We start from the raw sequence: 17650 nt of genomic DNA, 5'->3' as shown, positions 1-17650 counted from the left end.
ATAGGTTTCTCAGGATGGCGGCCTCAGTTGGCCGCCGCCCTGGCCTTTTCCGTCAACCGCGAGCGCCCATACAGAACCATGATGGCCAGCAAGGCCACCGCCTGCGCCGACAGCGAGTAGGCATCGGCATGAATCCCAAGCCAGTCGAACTCGAAGAACGCCACCGGCCGCGTACCCAGTACACCAGCCTCTTGCAGCGCTTTCACGCCATGCCCGGCGAACACCACCGACAGCGCACACAGCAGAGCGGCGTTGACGCTGAAGAACAGCGAAAGCGGTAGCTTCGCAGAGCCACGCAGGATCACCCAGGCCAGCCCAACCAACAGCACCAGCGCCGTGGCGCCACCGGCCAGCACCGCCTGGTGCCCGGCAGGGCCTGCCTGCAACCATAGGGTCTCGTAGAACAGGATCACTTCGAACAGTTCGCGGTACACCGAGAAAAACGCCAGCAAGGCGAAGCCGAATCGTCCGCCGCCGCTGACCAGGCTGCTTTTGATGTAGCTCTGCCAGGCAGCGGCGTGGCGGCGGTCGTGCATCCATACGCCAAGCCACAGCACCATCACAGCAGCAAACAACGCCGTACAACCTTCCAGCAGCTCGCGCTGGGCGCCGCCCACATCGATCACATAGGCAGCCAATGCCCAGGTGGCAAAGCCGGCAACCAGTGCCAGACCCCAGCCGATATTGACGCTACGCACCGCTGACTGTTGCCCGGTGTTACGCAGGAAGGCCAGGATCGCCGCCAGTACCAGAATCGCTTCAAGCCCTTCGCGCAGCAGGATCAGCAAGCCAGAGATAAAGCTCAGCGACCAGCTCAGGCCATCGCTGCCCAACAGCTTCGCGGCTTGGTCTAGCTTGGCCTTGGCTTCGGCCAGCCGTTGCTCGGCCTGGGCCACGGGCAACCCGTCCTGCAACGATTGGCGATAAGCCATCAGGGATTTTTCAGTGTCCTTGCGCACCTGAGTGTCGATATTGTCCAGCGAGCTTTCCACCAGCTCGAAGCCTTCCAGGTAGGCCGCTACCGACAGGTCATAAGCTTGGTCATGGTCACCTGCGCGGTAGGCGGCCAGGCTCTTGTCCAGCGTGCTGGCGGTGTATTCGAGCAATTGCGCCGGGCCGCGTTTGACCTGCGGCGGCTGTGCACGCTGGGCACGGAACGCTTCCACGACCGCGATGCCTTCATTGACGGCAACTTCGGCCGGGGTCTGCCGGGCCAGGTCGGCAATGTTCCAGGTCTTGTCGCCTTTGCCGGCTTCCGGCTTGGCGGTGAAGCTCGCGATGTAGGCGGCCACATCCCAACGCTGGCGGTCATCCAGCTGGTCGGCAAAGGACGGCATCTCGGTGCCGTCGATGCCTAAGGCCAGGGTATTGTAGAGGTCGAACAGGCTCAACTGGTCAAGGCGCGCGACATCGCGCAGGTTGGCAGGCGCAGGATCCAGGCCCACGCCTGCCGGGCCGTCGCCTGCGCCAGTGTCGCCGTGGCAGATCGAGCAGTTCAGCGCATAAAGCGAAGCGCCGCGAGCTGGGTCCGGGGTGATCACCGGCGCCTGGCTGACCTCGTAGGCCACTGCCAGGCGCGCGCCCAGTTGGCGGGCCTGCCTGGCGACTGCCGTGCCGTCCTGGCGCTGATCAATGGCCTGGCGCAACGCCTGGACGCCCTGCTCCAGAGCGCCTTGCTCGGTATTTGCGGGCAGGCTTTTGACCAGCTCGGCCAATACCGTGCTGAACTCCTGTTGCTCGCGGTATTCGCCAGCGTCGACCACCTTGCCCTCTTGCACGGTCGGAGGGTAGTCGGCGCCAATGTAGTCCAGCAGGTGCAGGGCCTTGGCGGCCTCGGCGGGGGACTCGGCCAGCGCCAAGGTACTGCACAGCGCCAGTACCGGGCCGACCAATATAGCCGGCAGCCAGGCGAACAGACGGGAACGGATTTTCATGGCCAGTCTCGAAGGGAATGCGAAAGAGAACATTGTTCACTCTGACTTGGCTTCCCTCAAGGGTGCTGGGCGGATTTCATGAAAAATCTTGCTACAAATCTGACAAAGCGGGATGGCTTTGCCTCCGGTTCCCCAGCGGTGTCATGTATGCCCACCTACCTGACGAATGATTGCAGTCTTACCTTCAATTTCACCCGATACACGCTGTCCTTTGCTAAGGCGAACTTGAAAATTGTCAACTTTATTGTTGGATAGCAATTTATAGTTACTGGCACCCGCCAACATTGAAGCGTCTTTGGGAGACATGCCAAAGTGATGTATGGCGTTCTGAAAAACATCAAACACTTTCTGCTCAGAATCGGTCAGCATTTTGAAAGTGGCGTTGGATTTGTCTAACGTCCAGCCCTTGCTGGAGCCTGAAGATGCGCTGGAGCTCCATGATAATTGAGAGCTGTAACGCCCACTGCTGGCTGAGTGCCCTCCGGAAGAGCTAGATGTACTCGATGGCGATCGTCTCGACGAGGGTGACGCTAAAACGGGAGCACTGCGCGCTCGGGTTGGCGAATTCAATTTCGGTTTGGAATCCATCTGTAACGATAATGGGCGCGGAGGTTGCTTAACATGCCCCGTTGGATCAACGTAATTGATGGGGTCGCACGAGACATAGGCATAACTGCTCCACCCGCCCTTGCCAAACGGACTCCAGCTGTCCGGGCTGTTAAATCGCATCAGCACAGGGCTGAAGGCCCGGTAGCCGGCGCCTAGCAGATGACATCCTGTCACCCGGTCATGAGGCTGGCCATTAAAGCCCAGCCCCCCGATTGGTTGAGTTGCATCGAACCCATAAGGCGTATAACTGGACTTTGCACAAAAGTTTTGAGTCTGCCCATCCATGATGAAGTCAGACAAACAACACGTAACTTCTTCCATGTTCCACCCGCTCGGTTAGGTCAGGCAGAGCATGACGAACACTCAAACGGTCAAGTAACTAGTAGATCTATGGGCGTGACTTCCCAGCTGGGCTTTCCTTCCAGCCCCCCCCCAACGCCAAAAACACCCCAATCTGCCCCATCGCCACCTGGCTGTTGGCCGCCGCCAGTTGGGCACGCATATCGGTATAGGTCCGCGTCGCCTGCAAATCTGCCAGGAACGACTCACGCCCCGCCTGGTAATACCGGTGCGTCTGGTCTGCCGCCTCCTTGGCCGATTTTTCTGCCTCGGCCAGCGCATCGCGCCGGTCCAGCAGCGCGCTGTATTGCGCCAGGCGGGTCTGGGTTTCGCGAATGGCGTTCAGCACCACGCCATCAAAGTTTGCCAAGGCCGCCTGAGTAGAGGCTTCAGCCATGCGAATGCGCGCACGGGTGCCGTTGGTAGGGATGCTCCAGCTGATCTGCGGGCCGAAGCCCCAGCGGTTGGTCGCGGGCTCGCCCAGGTTCTCCAGGATGCCGATGGTGCCAACCTGGGCGCCGATGCTGATATCCGGATAAAGCGCGCCAGTGGCAACGCCGATGTACGCGGTGGCCGCAGCCAGCTGGCGTTCGGCCTGACGCACGTCTGGACGGCGCTTGAGCAACGCGGCGCCATCGCCCACTGGCACCCGCTGGTTCAGGTGCGGCAGCTCGGCACAATCGGCGGTACCGGCAGGCAACTGGTCAACAGGCTTGGCCAGCAGAGCCGCCAGGGTATACATGCCGGTCTCGCGCTCGGCCTTGAAACGCGGCAGTTCGGCACGCAACGACTTGAACTGGGTTTGCGACCGGGTGACCTGGGTTTCATCACCACGCCCGGCATCACGCAGGCGCTGGTTCAGCTTCACGCTTTGCTCCTGCAAGTCGAGTGACTCGCGGGCGATGTGGTATTCCTCGTTGGCCGAGCACACCTGGGTATAAGCCTTGACCACATCCGCCACCAGGGTGATGCGAGCAGTGTCGGCAGCGGCCTGCACTGCGTCGGCATTGGCCTTGGCAGCCTCGGTACCGCGCTTGAAAGTGCCCCACAGGTCGAACTGATACGAAGCGCTGATGATGGCCTCGCCGATGTTGGCCACCGGCACCTTCTCGGGCAGCAGGAAAGCTTCACCCGACTCCTGCAGGCGCTGGGCACCCAGTTTGACGCCGCCGTTGAAGCCACCTTGCGATTCGGCCACTTCGACCTGCGCGCGGGCCTTGGCGATGTTGGCGGCGGCTACGCGCAATTCGGTGTTGGCACTCAAAGCCTGGCGCACCAGTTCGTTCAGCCGTTGATCCTGATACAGCTGCCACCAATCCTCAGGCACCGGTGCCGAGACCACGCTGTCGGCATCCTGGCGCAACGGGCCGTTGAGGTCGCTGCGTTGTACCGCCGCGTCTTTCGGCACCTCGTAGTCGGGGCCCACCATCATGCAGGCCCCCAGCAACAGGCACAGACCAGCCAGGATCAGCTGTTTCATGGGTGCTGGCCCTCGATGATCGACACCGTGGCGGTGCGCCCGGCAATCATGCGGAAGTCTGCCGGCACTTCGTCGAAGGCGATGCGTACCGGAATACGCTGGGCCAGGCGCACCCAGCTGAACGCCGGGTTGACGTTGGGCAGCAGGTTCGCGCCGCTGCTGCGGTCGCGGTCTTCAATGCCGGCAGCGAAGCTTTGCACATGGCCGCGCAGGCGGGTGTTGTCACCCATCACGCGAATATCCACGGCATCACCGATCTGGATACCGCCCAGCTTGGTTTCTTCAAAGTAGCCATCGACGTGGTACGAAGCGCTGTCGACCACCGACAGTACAGGGCGGCCGGCGGTGACGAATTCGTGATTACGCGGGGCGCGGTCGTTGAGGTAGCCGTCTACCGGGCTGCGTACCACCGAGCGGTCGAGGTTGAGCTGGGCGGTATCGACCGCTACCTGTGCCTCGCTGACAGCCGAGCGGGCGCGGGCCTCGCGGGACTGGCTTTCTTCCAGTTGCTCGGCGGCCACCAAGTTGCCCAGTTTGCGGTTGCGCTGTGCTTCGCGTGAGGCCTGGGCCAGGGTTTCCTGGCGCTCGCCGAGGGTGGCGTTGGCCTGGCGCAGGGCCAGGGTGAAGCGGTCCTGGTCAATGGTGAACAGCACGTCGCCGCGTTTGACGGTCTGGTTGTCGCGCACCTCGACCTTCTGGATCAACCCGGACACATCCGGGGCTATCTGGATCACGTCGGCGCGAATGTGGCCGTCGCGGGTCCAGGGGGCAAACATGTAGTACACCACCATCTGCCACACGAGCACGGCGGCGAAGGTCACTACCAGCAAGGTCAGGACCACACGGCCCAGGGTCAGCAAAGGTTTTTTCATGGCAGCATCAGGTTTCGGCAAAAGTGGTCCACCGCGCCAAGCAGCACGGCATACAGGGCAACGTTGAACAACGCCCGGTGCCAGACCAGGCGGTAGAAGTGCAGGCGCACCAGCACCGCGTGCACCCCCAGGAACAACAGGTAGGTGCCAAACATCATCACCAGCAGCGTGGGCAGGAACACCCCGCTGATATCCAGTTCACCAATCACAGGGGTGCTCCGTCGAGGCCGGGAGGCAGTTGCGGTTGTTCGGCGGGTTCGAGCATCACTTCCACACCCGGCAGCAGCGCCAGTCGCAAGCCGCTCAGGGCATGCAGCAGGTGGGTGCGGGCATCGCCGCGCTCGTACAGCTCATCCAGGTTCAGCGCCAGGCGTGCACGCTCCATGTTGCGCAGCAGTGCGGCCGGGGCATGCAGGCGTTCGCCGGCACGCAGGCAGGCGGCGTAATGTGCGCCCACTTCCTCGACCACCGTGTTCAGGGGTTCGCGGGCTTGCTGGCCGGCACGCGGCATGTAGGCGAGCAAGTCGAGTAGGTTTAGCCCTACGCGCAAATCGCGCAGTGCCACGCCGCTGTCCTGGCCGGTTTGCGACAGCCGCGGCAGATGCTGCATCAGGCGGTCGAGCATTTGCACACCCACCTGGCGGTGCTCGGCCAGGGTGGCGGGTTCGGTCATTTCTACGATGTCGCGCCAGGCGAAGCGGGTCATGCGTTTGGCCGCCAGTTCCACACCGAACGGGCGCATTACCAAGGTCCAGATGAACGCGAACAGCAGGCCCACGGGGCCGGCCAGGTTGGAGTTGAGGAAGGTGAAGAAGTCGGCGTCGTAGGCGCCCTGGATGCTGATGAAGGTCGAGGTGTTGACGATGGTCAACAAGGTACCCAGGTAGAAGCGCGGCTGCACGGTCAGGGTGCCGACGCAGATGAACGGCACGGCGAAGGCCAGCACCAGCATCGGGAAGTCGTGCAGGTTGGGCAGCACCAGGAACAGGTACAGGCTGGAGAAGATGACCGACATCAGCGTCCAGAAGAAGAACCGGTAGATCTGCGGTGCCGGGTCGTCCATGGCGGCAAAGAAGCTGCACGACACAGCGGCGAGGATCACCGCGCTGGCGCCGTCGTTCCAGCCCAGGCCGATCCACAGGCCGCAGGCGACAACGATCGCCAGTACGGTGGAGGCCACTGAATACAGCATCAGGCCACGGTCGAAGAACGCCGTCAGGCGACCAAGGCGCCAGTGGCGGTACACCGCGCGCCAAGGCGTAGCGTCGTCGGTGCGCAGGGCGTGTTGCAGGGTACAGCAGTCCTGCCACAGGTCAGCCCATTCGCTCAGACGGTACAGGGCGTTGGACAGCAGCAGCTCGGCACGTTGGTCAAGGGCAGCAGCGCCGGGCTGCAGGCGATCGATCTGTTCATGCAGTGCGGTCCAGCGTGCGACCGAAGCACTTTCGGCAGTGCCTTTGAGCCAATCGCGGGCAGCCTCAAGCACTGGCTGAAGCTGAACGAACTGCGCCGGGGCGCGGCCTTCCAGGGCAACCAGTGCGTCATCAAGGGCGTCGATCACTGGCAGCAGGTGAATCATGCGCCCGCGCAACTCGCGGGCGTTTTTCAGCGTATGCGGGCCGGCGCCTTCATGGCCGAGCTGGCCGATCATCAGCTCCAGCGAGTTGAAGGTGGCGACCATCGCCCCGCGCATGCCACCAACCTTGTCGGCACTGACTTCGCGGGCCAGGTAGGTGTCGCTGTAGCGGATCGCTTCGGTGAACCAGCTACCGGTGGCGCCAACCACCACAGGGGCAAGCCGGCGCGGCCAGAAAATGGCACCGACCACTGCCGCGCAGACGATACCCAGGCAGATTTCCTGCGCCCGGGACGATGCCACGTCGAACACTGCCAGCGGGTTATCCACCACCGCCAGCGCAATCATCGGCAGGGTATAACCGGCCAGCATCAGCACGTAGTTGTTGGCCGTACGCAGGTTCAGCGACAGGAACAGCAAGGTGCCCGTCCACAAGGCAATGGCGATGCTCAGCAACAACGGCGACTGCACCAGTGGCGGCACCAGGAAAATCGCGCCACCGACCCCCAACAGTGTGCCCACGGCGCGGTACAGGGCCTTGGAACTGGTCGGGCCGACGAACGGGCTAGAGACGATGTACACCGTGGCCATCGCCCAGTAGGGACGTGGCAACTGCATGAGCAGCGCAATGTACAGGGCGATCATGGAGGCCGCGAAGGTACGCACGCCGTAGAACCAGTCACGCGCCGGGGGGACTGAGCTGAAGAAACCGTTCATGCCGCCCCGCCCGTGCTGCCCAGGCCGGCCGCTTCGAAGGCACGCAGCACGCGCAAGGCAGCTTCCAGGTCGGCCTGGTCGATGCCGTTCAGCACATCGCGACGCAGGCGAACCAGCTCGGCTTCGATGGCTTCGGCCAGGGCGCGGCCTTCGGCGGTCAGGCTCAGGGCTTTGGCGCGGCGGTCCAGTGGATCCTCGCTGCGGCATACCAGGCCGGCCTTGCACAGTTGGTCGAGCAGGCGCACCAGCGACGGGCTTTCGAGGCCGGCAGCCTGGGCAACAGCCACCTGATGCACGCCATCACCCAGGCGCACGATCATCAGCAGCGGCGCGGCGCAGGCCTCGGAAATGCCGTAACCGGTCAGGGCGGTGTGGCAGATGCGCCGCCAGTGGCGGGCGGCAACCACCATGCCGCTGCTGACTTGCAGGCGCAGGAGATCAAGGGACATGGAAGGAACCAAGGATATTCATAGTTTGCTAACTATCAATATACGCCTTGCCCTCCCCCTGTCGTCAACTGGGGGTGACAGAGGGTATGAATGAATTGTTGTTCATTTTTCAGCCTGTGCTGGCCGTTTCGCGGGCGTGCCCGCGAAGAGGCCGGCACAAGCTACAGAAAACTCAAGGCTGGATCTGGTCTTCCAGTTTCATGGTCAGGGCCAATGTACTGCCCATCTGCACCGCCCGGTCCCGCCACTCCTGGTAGCGCACCGCGTCCCGGCTGCTGAAGTGCACCGCCAGCTCCTCGGCTGCCTGTACCACCCCCGCCGCTGCCGCCAGCTCCAGCCAGTACAACGCAGCCTTGAGGTCGGCATCCACATACAGCCCGTGCATCAGCCGGTAACCCACCTCGAAACGGCAGCGTGCCTCACCCCGCTCGGCCCCGCGCATGAACCACTGGTAAGCCTGCACCAGGTCGACCTGCCAATCCTGGTCGCCATCGCACACTTCCTCCTCATACAGGTCACCCAATGCTGCAGCCGCATGCAACATGCCCCGTTCGAAGGCCTGCCGGTAGCACTCCGCCGCCTGCACGTAGGAGGGGTCGATGCCTTTGCCAAAATAATGCTGCTGACCGAGATTGAACCAGGCGGCGGCATTGCCCTGCAGAGCAGCCATGCGCAGCAGGTGACCGGCCAGCACGGTATCGGCGCGCCAGTACTTTCCGTTGAGCCAGATCCAGCCGAGGTCGTTCAGCGCCGCCACACTGCCTTGCAACGCCTGACTACGCAGGTCGACGTATACCGCCTGCAGGTCACTGGCCTCATCCAGGCGGTTGACCAGCAATGAGCGCTGGCTGGGCAAGCCCACGCCGGCGAACAGGGGTGGCCGCCTCCCGACGGGGCTCGGTGGAGCGATGACCCGCTCGGGCAGAAGGCGGGCAAGCAGCGAATGGATATTGCTGGCAGCAGACATGTTCATCCTCATTGAACGACGCACAACCCCAACCTTCGGCTGTGATGAGGCGTGATTCTGCGTGACGTCACGTCAAAACCTGTCGCGAACGATTCGGTACCAGGCAACCAAATGCGACTTCCTTGATCTGAGCAGGCTGTGGCCAATTGCCATGCCCCTCGCGTGCCGCCATCCTATTGCGGCAAGCCTAGACAAGGACGTTATCTTTTGCCGTTCGCCACCACCCGCGCCACCCTCAGCCGACAATGGGCACTGCTGCGCCAGCTGCCCAGCCGTTCCCCAGGCATAACCAGCGCCGAGTTGGTGTGGCGCCTGCGTGACGTGGGCTTCACGGTCAGCAAACGCACGGTCGAGCGTGACCTCAACGAGCTTTCGCTGATATTTCCGCTGGAACGCAATGACAAGAGCATCCCGTTCGGCTGGCACTGGTCGGCAAGTGCGGTGGGTGAATTGCGCGGTAATTTCGACTTGCTGACGCACCTGCGGGGGGACGGGTTGCAACCGGCGCAGGGCGAAGGTGTGGAGCTGGTGGCGCGGATCAGCGACGCACTGGCGCGGCAGTTGCGGATTGCACCGTTGAGCAACGATATGCAGCTGACGGCGCTAGAGCATGGGCATCGGTTGCGGGCCACGGTGAACGATGGCTGGCCATTGCGCTGGTGGCTGTTGAGCCATGGGGATGGAGTTGTGGTGGAGCAGCCTGCGGGGTTGCGCGAGGAAATTGGCAAGATCTTGAGCAATGCGGCAGCTCAGTACCTTGGTTGATAACCTGTACCGGCCTCTTCGCGGGCTTGCCCGCGAAGAGGCCGGTACAGGCTCAAGATCTAGCGCTGCATCCCCCAACGCCGCACAGTCAGCCGCTCCAGGGTGTTGAATACCAGCCCTTCCACCAACAACCCGATCAGAATCACCACCGCCAACCCGGCAAACACCTTGTCGGTATACAGCTCGTTGCGGTTCTGAAAGATGTACCAGCCTAGCCCGCCCTTGCCGCTGCTGGCACCAAAGACCAGTTCGGCAGCGATCAGGGTACGCCAGGCAAACGCCCAGCCGATCTTCAGCCCCGACAGGATCGACGGCAAGGCCGCCGGCACCAGGATGTGCAACACCAGCCGCAGCCCTTTCAGGCCATAGTTGCGGCCAGCCATGCGCAGCGTTTCCGACACACCAAGGAAACCGGCGTAGGTATTGAGCGCCAACGCCCACAGCACCGAATGCACCAGCACGAAGATCAGGCTATTGTCGCCCAGCCCGAACCACAGCAAGGCCAGTGGCAACAGCGCAATGGCCGGTAACGGGTTTAACATTGACGTCAGTGTACCTAGCAGGTCCCGGCCCAGCTGGGTCGAAACCGCCAGACTGGTCAGGCCAAAGGCCAGGACGATACCCAGCACATAGCCCTTGAGCAGTATCACCAGCGAAACCCCGACTTTGGCGGGCAGTTCACCGCTGGCCAGGCCGTCCCACAGGGCGGCGGCGGTTTGCAAGAAGCCTGGCAGCAGCAGGTCGTTACCCTGATAACGGGCTACGGCCTCCCACAGCATCGCGATTACCAGCAGGATAACCGCCTTGCGCAGCCAGCCTTGCTGCCACAAGCGCTGCACCAAGGGGAGTTGGCGTTCTACAGGCACACTGAGCAGGGGCTCCAGCTGCACCTCGTATTCCTGGCGTACAGGTGTAGTGGTCATGGCTGAAGCTCCTGTCAGTAGGCGATGCGGATATCGTTGAAGCCAAGGTCGTCTGCCTGTTCCGGGGTATCCGCCTCGTCGAACAGCAAACGGTGAATACGCCGGGCACTGGCCTGGAAGTCGCTACCACCCAGGCTGCCCAGGTTGTACTGGTGGCTGTGCACTTCGGCACGCACCCGCCCCGGGTGCGGCGACAACAGCAGGATACGGTTGCCAACCACCTGGGCTTCTTCGATGGAGTGGGTGACGAACAACAGGGTGAACCGCACCTCCTCCCACAGCAGCAACAGCTCTTCCTGCATCTTGCGCCGGGTCAGCGCATCCAGGGCGGCGAACGGCTCATCCATCAACAGGATCTTGGGCTGGGTGGCCAAGGCCCGGGCAATTGCCACACGTGCCTTCATACCACCGGACAACGTGTGAGGATAAGCATCGGCAAAGGCGGCCAGACCGACCTTTTCCAGATAATGCAGCGCCCGTTCCTCCGCCTCCGCCCGCTTGAGCTGGCCAGACACCAGCAGCGGAAACATGACGTTCTGCTTCACCGTTTTCCACGGCGGCAACTGGTCGAACTCCTGAAACACCACGATGCGGTCGGGGCCTGGGCCACGCACTGTCTGGCCCTGCAGCAGAATCTGCCCTTCTTGCGGCTGGATAAAACCGGCCACGGCTTTGAGCAGGGTGGACTTGCCACAGCCGGAGGGGCCGAGCAGTACAAAACGATCAGCGCGGTCGACTTCGAAGCTGACCTGATGGGTGGCCCGCACCACGCGTTGCGCGGTGCGGTATTCGAGGCTGAGGTTATCCACCTTGAGCAAAGGCGGCGTTGTGACACGGCTCAGGTTGCTGGCCGTGTGGCCTGGCAATGGGGCGGTCATGATCGGTCAGCTCCCCTGCAGCGGGCGTTCATCCTGGAAGAAGTAGTCCTTCCACGACTCCGGCTTGTGCTTGATGGCGCCTACCCGATAGAGGAAATCGGCCAGCTTGTAGGTGTTCTTGGGCGTAACGGTGAATTCGTACTGTGGGTTGTCGATCAGCTTGATCAGCGTGTCGCGATCGATCTTGGCCTTGGTTACGCGGATATAGGTGTCGGCGGCAGCCGCCTTGTCTTTCTGGGCGAAGTCTGCGGCTTCGGCCAGAGCATCGACGAAGGCCTTGTAGGTCTTGGGGTTGTCCTTGCGGAACTTCTCGGTAGCAAACAGCAAGGTCGGCGAGTTGGGGCCGAGCAGGTCATAGCTGTTGAGCACCACATGCACGTCCTTGTTGGCCAGTACCTGGTCCTGGAACGGCGAGTTGGAGAAGTGCCCGTTGAGCTCGGTGCCGCCCGCCAGCAGCGCGGCGGTGGCGTCCGGGTGCGGCACGGCCAAGGTGTATTTGTCGAGGCGGTTGTATGCCTTGTCGCCCCACTGCTGGGCAGCGGCGTACTGCAGGAAGCGCGACTGCACCGAAACACCTACCGCCGGAACGGCGATACGGTCTTTGTCGGAGATGTCGGCGATGGTCTTCACGTTGGGGTTGCTGCTGACCAGGTAGTACGGGAAGTTGCCCAGCGAAGCCACGGCCTTCACGTTCTGCCGGCCCTTGGTGCGGTCCCAGACGGTCAACAGCGGCCCGACGCCAGCGCCGGCGATGTCCACCGAACCGGACAACAGTGCGTCGTTGATGGCCGAGCCACCCGACAGCTGTGCCCAGTCGACTTCGATGTCGATGCCCAGCTCCTTGCCGTGTTTCTCAATCAAGTGCTGGTCACGCACCACGTTCAGCAGCAGGTAGACGATGCCGAATTGTTCGGCAATGCGGATCTTGCCTTCGGCCTGGGCCACGGCGGGGGCAGCCAGGCTGCCGACGACCAGGCTTGCGCCCAGGCCGATGCTTGCCGCCAGGCGGCTGATGGATTTGCGCATGATGGTTTCCTCAGTCGTCAGAACGGGGCATCGCCCTGGATGGTGGTGCGGTACAGCTTGCGCCGCAGGTGCGCGGGGCAGCCAGTGGCCAGGTGGATCAGCGAGCGGTTGTCCCAGAACACCAGGTCGTGGGGCTGCCATTGATGGCGGTAAATGTTCTGCTCCAGCACGCTCAGGGCGTACAGCTGTTGCAGCACGTCGCGGCTTTCATCGTCTGGCAGGCCGACGATGCGGGTGGTGAAGCCTTCACTGACGAACAGGGCTTTGCGGCCGTTTTCCGGGTGGGTGCGGACTACCGGGTGAATGACTTCCTTTACCTGCGCCAGTTGCTCGGCAGTCAGGGTCGGGCGCCAGTTGCCTTCGAATTTGGTCTCGGCGTAGCGGGCGATGTAGGAGTGAGCGGCACTGCGGCCCTCGACCACTTTGCGCAGGGCGTCGGGTACAGCGTCCCAGGCTTTGTGCATGTCGGCGAACAGGGTGTCACCACCTTCACTGGGCAGTTGCTGGGCATGCAGCATGGAACCAAGGCTTGGTAGCTCCTTGTACGACAGGTCCGAGTGCCAAAATTTGCCGGCATCACCCAGGCCGATGTTCTGGCCGTTCTCGATGATGTTGGAAACGATCAGGATCTCGGGGTGGCCAGTCAGCAGGAACTGCTTAAGCACATGGATCTGCAACTCACCGAAGCGGCGGCTGAAGGCAATCTGCTGTTCCGGGCTGATCCGCTGGTCGCGGAACACCAGCACATGGTGGTCGAGGTGGGCGCGATGGATACGGGTGAAATCCTCGGTGCTGACCGGTTTGGCCAGGTCCAGGCCGATAATCTCGGCGCCTACGGCACCGGAGAACGGGTGGATTTCAAACACTTGCGGCTGGGCGCTGTCGATGGACGACAAGGCGTTCAAGGCGGCTGACATTTTTCACTCCCACGCAGTGCGCGACTTCAATGGCGCGCAACGATCAGAAACGCACGGGGTTTTCCCGTGTGGGTTCAAGTCGTGCGGCGCATCGATTGGTCGACGGGTACGCAGTGGAAGCGACTATAAAGTCATAAGAGCAATATTTTAAATACCTTTAACGCATAACCATAGCACTGGGGGCGGGGCGGCCCACGATCAGATCAGCCCGCCCTGCTCTTCTTCGTCGATGAGGTTGTTCAGGCTGCTGAGCGCCTTGCGCGCCGTGGAACGATTGGCCAGCTTGGTCTGCGCTCCTGGGGGCAAGTCAGTGATCTTGAACACGCCCTTGGCGGTCAGCACATCGATAAGGTCTTCAAGCACGCGGATCATATCCAGATCGCTTTGCTTGAGCTGGGTCAGGCTGTCTTCCACAACGTCATCGGCGAACCATTCCTGAACATCGGTGTGGTCGGCGGGGAGCATTTCGGTGAACTGGTCAAAAGCGGCTGCTTCTACCCGCAGCAACTGGCCAGCGGCGTCGCGTTGCACGTAGAACATGGCGGTGTTCCTCGTCACGTTGGTTCCTTGTTGGTAGACAGCAGCATAGGCAAAGATCGCCAGGCACGCAGGCCCGGCGCAAGAGTATGCGCTGTTGGCAGATGGCAGGAAAGAGCCGGGGCCGCTAAGCGGCCCCGGTGGTCTATCAGCTGTCTTTGTTGTGGATGATGATGGTTGGGTCGGCACCGCTGATCAACGAGTTGATCGTGGTGTTGGACCAGTTCACCCCTTCCAGCTTGATGGTCACGTCGGCGTTGGCGATACCACCTTCGGCGTTCAGCTTGCCTTCGCTGCTGACTTGCAGCGTCGTCGTGCCTTCCACCGTGGTGAGCTTCAGGTAGTTGTCGATGGTGCTGCCCTTCTCGCCCTGAAGCAGGTCTTTCAGGTCGATACGGTCGCCCTCGGCCACCTTGAAGTCCTTGATCACGTCGTTACCGATGTCGCCCGCCTTCCACACGAAGGTGTCGGCACCGCTGCCACCGATCAGGATATCGTTGCCCTGGCCACCGATCAGGGTGTCATTGCCGGTACCGCCCAGCAGGATGTCATTACCTTTGCCGCCATCGAGCGTGTCGTTACCACCCTGACCGAAGAGGATATCGTTGCCATTGCCGCCCGACAGGATGTCGTTGCCGTCTTTGGCACCGGAGATATCGAACTCGGTGTAGTGCTCGGTGATGTACTGATGGACATTGCTGGTGGTAACGGAGCTGACCTCGACCCCGCTCTTCTGGGCGACGTAAGTCTGCAGGGCCTGGTAACCCTCGCTGACAACCCCGTTGAGGGTGATCAAGTCACCGAAGATGATGTCGTTGCCGTTGCCGCCATCGATGGTGTCGGCACCTGGCACCGTTGCTTCGGTGTGACCGAGAATTGCCTTCGCCAGGTCGGAAGGATCGATGTTGGTCTGTGGCTTGCCTGCACTGTCGTATGGTTTCAGGTCGCTCAGCGTGACATCGCTGTTCAGGCCGATGGCTTGCACCTTGGTCACACCAGAAAGCAGGCTGAAGCTGGCCGTCGAACCATCAGCAGCATAGTAAAGGTTACTCGAGCTCGTCCCGCCGTTACCAGCCAGGTAAGACAGCTCGTAAGTACCGTCACCTTGAGCGTGGATCGTACCCAGCTCGTTGGTCGAGTCCAGGCGGCCATTGCTCTTGTAGGTATAAAGCGTGACTGTCCCGTTGCTGCTGATTTCCAGCTTGTGCGTGCTATCGACCATGGTGCTGAACGAGTCGCCAATTTTGAAATTGTTGACGTTCACAACATCATCGAGGTACTTGCCACCTGTCCACAGGCGAGGGTTGGTCGATTCTCCATTCTGGTAGTACGTCGGTTTACCGTCGGTGATGAAGTACGTCAGGTTCTCCGCACCGGTGTTGCTGGTCGCCATGGTGCTCTTGAAGAAGTTGGCCGTCGTCTTGAACGCGTCCTCATAGTTGGTACCACCACCGTAGTAGCCACCCACCATCGAGTTCAGCACTGCCTGCAGCTTGCTCAGGGCATCCGGGTCGGCAAGGTTCACCGCCACGTTCTTGTTCACCTGAGTGTCGAAGTCGACCAGGAAGATGTTCACGGTACCCGAGGTGTCGGAGCCCAGGCTGGCCTTGAGCGAATTGAACACCGAAGCCAGCTGCGTCTTCGCGTCGGCAATCGACTTGTCGCTCATACTGCCCGAGCTGTCGACCATGAAGGCGATGTTGTAGTTCTTGCCCTGAACCACGTTCAGGCCCGCCACGTCAGCGACGATGATGTCGTTGCCTTCGCTGCCGGTCATCGTGTCGTTACCCGAGGTACCCACGCTGGCCTTATAGGTCGCGGCATACACCGTCACCGGGATATTGCCGGTAGTGATGGCCGAGCCGCCCAGGCTTTCGGTGGCAGTCGAGGTGACCGTGATGTCGAACGAGCCTTTGTAGTAGGCCGGCGGCGTCAGTGTCAGGCTGCTGAGTTTCCAGCCCGTCACATCAACCGGGCTACTGCCTACCGTTACGGTATGGCCAGCACCATCGCTCAGCACGGTCCCTTTCGGAATGCCGCTGAGGGTTACGTTCAGGGTTTCCGAGCCGTCGGTATCGGTCAGGGCGGTGGAGATACCGACCAGTTTCACCGAGCCACCTTCCGGCCCTTCGTTGAGCTTGTAGCCGTCGTAGTAGCTCTGACCATTCACGGTGTGCAGATCGGACACGCCCAGGCCAGCGTTGGCCATCTCGGTCACGTTCTGGTACATCTTGATGTTCGAGCTGCTCAGGTCGGTAACAGTACCCGAGCCTACCTGGATGTTCAGGTCATAGCTGCCTGGACCAGACTGGTTGGCATGGTAGACCTCGATCGGGTAGTAACCGCTGGTGGTCGGGGTAAAGGTGCCCGAAATCTTGCCACCAGCACCCCAGGTAGCCGTGACCACAGTGTTGCCACCGATGGTGAGCACAAAGCTGTCGTCAGCGGTACCGCTGAAGGTATAGGTCTTGCCAGCCTCCAGGTAGATCAGGCCCGAGGTCTTCGAACCGGTGCCAGCGGTGACGCTGCCATCGGACTGCACGTTGGTAATGGTGCTGCTGGAGTTGGCACTGCCAGAGTTGGCAAAGACCGTCTTCAGGTCGTCACCGGTAATGCCATTACCACCAGTACCCAGGTTTTTCAGGGTGTTCCAGACTTCCTTGGTCAGGCCTTTGGAGTCGATATCAGCACTGCCGAAGCTCAGGGTCGGCTTGTCGGCAACCGGGCTGATGTCGACCTTCATGGTCACTTCGCTGCCCAGGTTGGTGCCGTCGTTCGGCTTGAACTTGAACTGCGCGTAGTCGGCCTGCTGGTTGCCCACGCCGTTGCCACCATAGTTGTCCGCGCCCGACTGGTTGAGAGCCGGCACAAACTTCAGGTTATTGGCAGTGATGTCGGCCTGGCTGATCACCTGGTTGACCGTCACGTTCACCCATGCAGTACCGTTGAAGAACTGCAGGGTACCAGCGGCCGGGAGCGAGGTAATGGTTACGGACAAGCCAGTGTTGCCATCGGCATCGGTGGTTTTGAAATCACTCCATGCAAACACGTAGTCAGTGTCTTCCACGCCAAACACCGCGCCACCGGGCGAAACCGGCAGGTGGTCGTTGTCGAGGATGGCAGTGGTCACGCTCGACTTGGTGCTGTCAACCTGCAGGTTCTCGAAGGTACCACCGGTGGCGGTCTCGATCTTCACGGTGAAGTTCTCGGTACCTTCGACCAGCTTGTCGTCGATGGTAGCAATGTTGAACGTCGTGCCTGTGCTGTTGGCCGGAATCTTCACGGTGGTGACACCAGAGAAGTCCTCACCGTTCTTGGCGGTGCCACTGTAGCTGAGCGTGATCGTGACTTCGGACTTGGACGCATTGCTCAGGGTCAGCGTGTACTGGCCAGTTTCACCTTCAGTCAGCGAAGTGGTACCGGTGATGCCGACCGTGGTGACGTCGCCCTGGTTGCCAGTACCCGGTGTGCCCGAGCCTGGTTCGTCGGTCACGGTGGTGGTCACCGGCGCCTTGTCCAGGGTCAGTTGCTCGAACTTGCCGACGTCGGTGCCGCTGACCGAAGCGATCGACTTCACGACCGGGTCGTTGGCGCCCACGTACGGGTTGTCCGGCGCAGTCACGGTGGTAGTACCCACGGTGCCGTTGGCCGGCACGGTGAT

The 17650-nt window shown here is 61.7% G+C and carries 15 protein-coding genes; 1 reads left to right on the top strand and 14 read right to left on the bottom strand.

The genetic code is table 11. The features are described from left to right. Positions 1-23: 23 nt before the first annotated feature. The 8 genes from ACF8R4_RS01870 to ACF8R4_RS01835 form a co-directional block, all read right to left on the bottom strand. Positions 24-1967: an FTR1 family protein gene (locus tag ACF8R4_RS01870; protein WP_392491580.1), complete on the bottom strand. Its 1944-nt coding sequence runs from the start codon at positions 1965-1967 to the stop codon at positions 24-26. Between the two features lie 108 nt (positions 1968-2075). Next, positions 2076-2864 carry an RHS repeat-associated core domain-containing protein gene (locus ACF8R4_RS01865; protein WP_082426405.1) on the bottom strand — a complete coding sequence of 263 codons (789 nt, stop codon included), beginning with the start codon at positions 2862-2864 and terminating at the stop codon, positions 2076-2078. A 67-nt stretch (positions 2865-2931) separates the two neighbouring features. Next, positions 2932-4362 (bottom strand): efflux transporter outer membrane subunit, encoded by a 1431-nt coding sequence (locus ACF8R4_RS01860; RefSeq protein WP_060499475.1) that lies wholly within the window; start codon positions 4360-4362, stop codon positions 2932-2934. Continuing rightward, entirely contained in the window at positions 4359-5234 is an 876-nt protein-coding gene (locus ACF8R4_RS01855; RefSeq protein WP_104833635.1) for an HlyD family secretion protein, read from the bottom strand. The genes ACF8R4_RS01860 and ACF8R4_RS01855 overlap by 4 nt, the downstream gene beginning before the upstream one ends. Beyond that, positions 5231-5443: a DUF1656 domain-containing protein gene (locus ACF8R4_RS01850; RefSeq protein ID WP_003255905.1), complete on the bottom strand. Its 213-nt coding sequence runs from the start codon at positions 5441-5443 to the stop codon at positions 5231-5233. Before ACF8R4_RS01850 ends, ACF8R4_RS01855 begins: the two co-directional genes overlap by 4 nt. Then, on the bottom strand, positions 5440-7527 hold the full coding sequence (locus ACF8R4_RS01845; protein WP_392491577.1) for an FUSC family protein: 2088 nt from the start codon (positions 7525-7527) through the stop codon (positions 5440-5442). The genes ACF8R4_RS01850 and ACF8R4_RS01845 overlap by 4 nt, the downstream gene beginning before the upstream one ends. Beyond that, positions 7524-7976, bottom strand: coding sequence for a MarR family winged helix-turn-helix transcriptional regulator (locus tag ACF8R4_RS01840; RefSeq protein ID WP_060499478.1), 453 nt, complete (start codon positions 7974-7976; stop codon positions 7524-7526). Before ACF8R4_RS01840 ends, ACF8R4_RS01845 begins: the two co-directional genes overlap by 4 nt. Positions 7977-8148: 172 nt before the next feature. Further along, the gene (locus ACF8R4_RS01835) at positions 8149-8943 is read right to left on the bottom strand and encodes a tetratricopeptide repeat protein (protein WP_060499479.1); all 795 of its coding nucleotides are present in this window, start codon (positions 8941-8943) and stop codon (positions 8149-8151) included. A 207-nt stretch (positions 8944-9150) separates the two neighbouring features. Here ACF8R4_RS01835 and ACF8R4_RS01830 point away from each other — a divergent pair, with 207 nt between their 5' ends. Continuing rightward, a complete protein-coding gene (locus tag ACF8R4_RS01830) occupies positions 9151-9708 on the top strand; it encodes a WYL domain-containing protein (RefSeq protein ID WP_156867803.1) in 558 nt (185 codons plus the stop codon). Between the two features lie 59 nt (positions 9709-9767). Here the strand turns inward: ACF8R4_RS01830 and ACF8R4_RS01825 are convergent, their stop codons facing one another. The 6 genes from ACF8R4_RS01825 to ACF8R4_RS01800 all read right to left on the bottom strand — a co-directional run. After that, positions 9768-10631 (bottom strand): ABC transporter permease, encoded by an 864-nt coding sequence (locus tag ACF8R4_RS01825; protein ID WP_104833638.1) that lies wholly within the window; start codon positions 10629-10631, stop codon positions 9768-9770. Positions 10632-10645: 14 nt separating this feature from the next. Further along, positions 10646-11509 carry an ABC transporter ATP-binding protein gene (locus tag ACF8R4_RS01820; protein WP_164524014.1) on the bottom strand — a complete coding sequence of 288 codons (864 nt, stop codon included), beginning with the start codon at positions 11507-11509 and terminating at the stop codon, positions 10646-10648. A gap of 6 nt (positions 11510-11515) precedes the next feature. Further along, complete coding sequence (locus tag ACF8R4_RS01815) at positions 11516-12535, bottom strand: ABC transporter substrate-binding protein (protein ID WP_392491573.1); 1020 nt, start codon at positions 12533-12535, stop codon at positions 11516-11518. 17 nt (positions 12536-12552) lie between these two features. Beyond that, positions 12553-13452, bottom strand: coding sequence for a TauD/TfdA dioxygenase family protein (locus ACF8R4_RS01810; protein WP_392491572.1), 900 nt, complete (start codon positions 13450-13452; stop codon positions 12553-12555). Positions 13453-13650: 198 nt separating this feature from the next. Further along, entirely contained in the window at positions 13651-13992 is a 342-nt protein-coding gene (locus tag ACF8R4_RS01805) for a tryptophan synthase subunit beta (RefSeq protein ID WP_104833641.1), read from the bottom strand. Positions 13993-14137: 145 nt separating this feature from the next. Continuing rightward, positions 14138-17650 (bottom strand): type I secretion C-terminal target domain-containing protein (locus ACF8R4_RS01800; protein WP_392491570.1); only part of this gene is annotated, 3513 nt, incomplete at its 5' end.

The sequence above is a fragment of the Pseudomonas sp. FYR_2 genome (assembly GCF_043106425.1).
GTDB lineage: Bacteria > Pseudomonadota > Gammaproteobacteria > Pseudomonadales > Pseudomonadaceae > Aquipseudomonas > Aquipseudomonas monteilii.
This window is presented reverse-complemented; position numbering and strand designations above follow the sequence as displayed.

Excerpts from the sequence above, each read along its gene's own strand:
- ACF8R4_RS01815 (WP_392491573.1), bottom strand. The coding sequence starts at position 12,535 with ATGCGCAAATCCATCAGCCGCCTGGCGGCAAGCATCGGCCTGGGCGCA.
- ACF8R4_RS01810 (WP_392491572.1), bottom strand. The coding sequence starts at position 13,452 with ATGTCAGCCGCCTTGAACGCCTTGTCGTCCATCGACAGCGCCCAGCCG.
- ACF8R4_RS01825 (WP_104833638.1), bottom strand. The coding sequence starts at position 10,631 with ATGACCACTACACCTGTACGCCAGGAATACGAGGTGCAGCTGGAGCCC.
- ACF8R4_RS01865 (WP_082426405.1), bottom strand. The coding sequence starts at position 2,864 with ATGGAAGAAGTTACGTGTTGTTTGTCTGACTTCATCATGGATGGGCAG.
- ACF8R4_RS01870 (WP_392491580.1), bottom strand. The coding sequence starts at position 1,967 with ATGTTCTCTTTCGCATTCCCTTCGAGACTGGCCATGAAAATCCGTTCC.
- ACF8R4_RS01845 (WP_392491577.1), bottom strand. The coding sequence starts at position 7,527 with ATGAACGGTTTCTTCAGCTCAGTCCCCCCGGCGCGTGACTGGTTCTAC.
- ACF8R4_RS01840 (WP_060499478.1), bottom strand. The coding sequence starts at position 7,976 with ATGTCCCTTGATCTCCTGCGCCTGCAAGTCAGCAGCGGCATGGTGGTT.
- ACF8R4_RS01860 (WP_060499475.1), bottom strand. The coding sequence starts at position 4,362 with ATGAAACAGCTGATCCTGGCTGGTCTGTGCCTGTTGCTGGGGGCCTGC.
- ACF8R4_RS01820 (WP_164524014.1), bottom strand. The coding sequence starts at position 11,509 with ATGACCGCCCCATTGCCAGGCCACACGGCCAGCAACCTGAGCCGTGTC.
- ACF8R4_RS01835 (WP_060499479.1), bottom strand. The coding sequence starts at position 8,943 with ATGTCTGCTGCCAGCAATATCCATTCGCTGCTTGCCCGCCTTCTGCCC.
- ACF8R4_RS01855 (WP_104833635.1), bottom strand. The coding sequence starts at position 5,234 with ATGAAAAAACCTTTGCTGACCCTGGGCCGTGTGGTCCTGACCTTGCTG.
- ACF8R4_RS01805 (WP_104833641.1), bottom strand. The coding sequence starts at position 13,992 with ATGTTCTACGTGCAACGCGACGCCGCTGGCCAGTTGCTGCGGGTAGAA.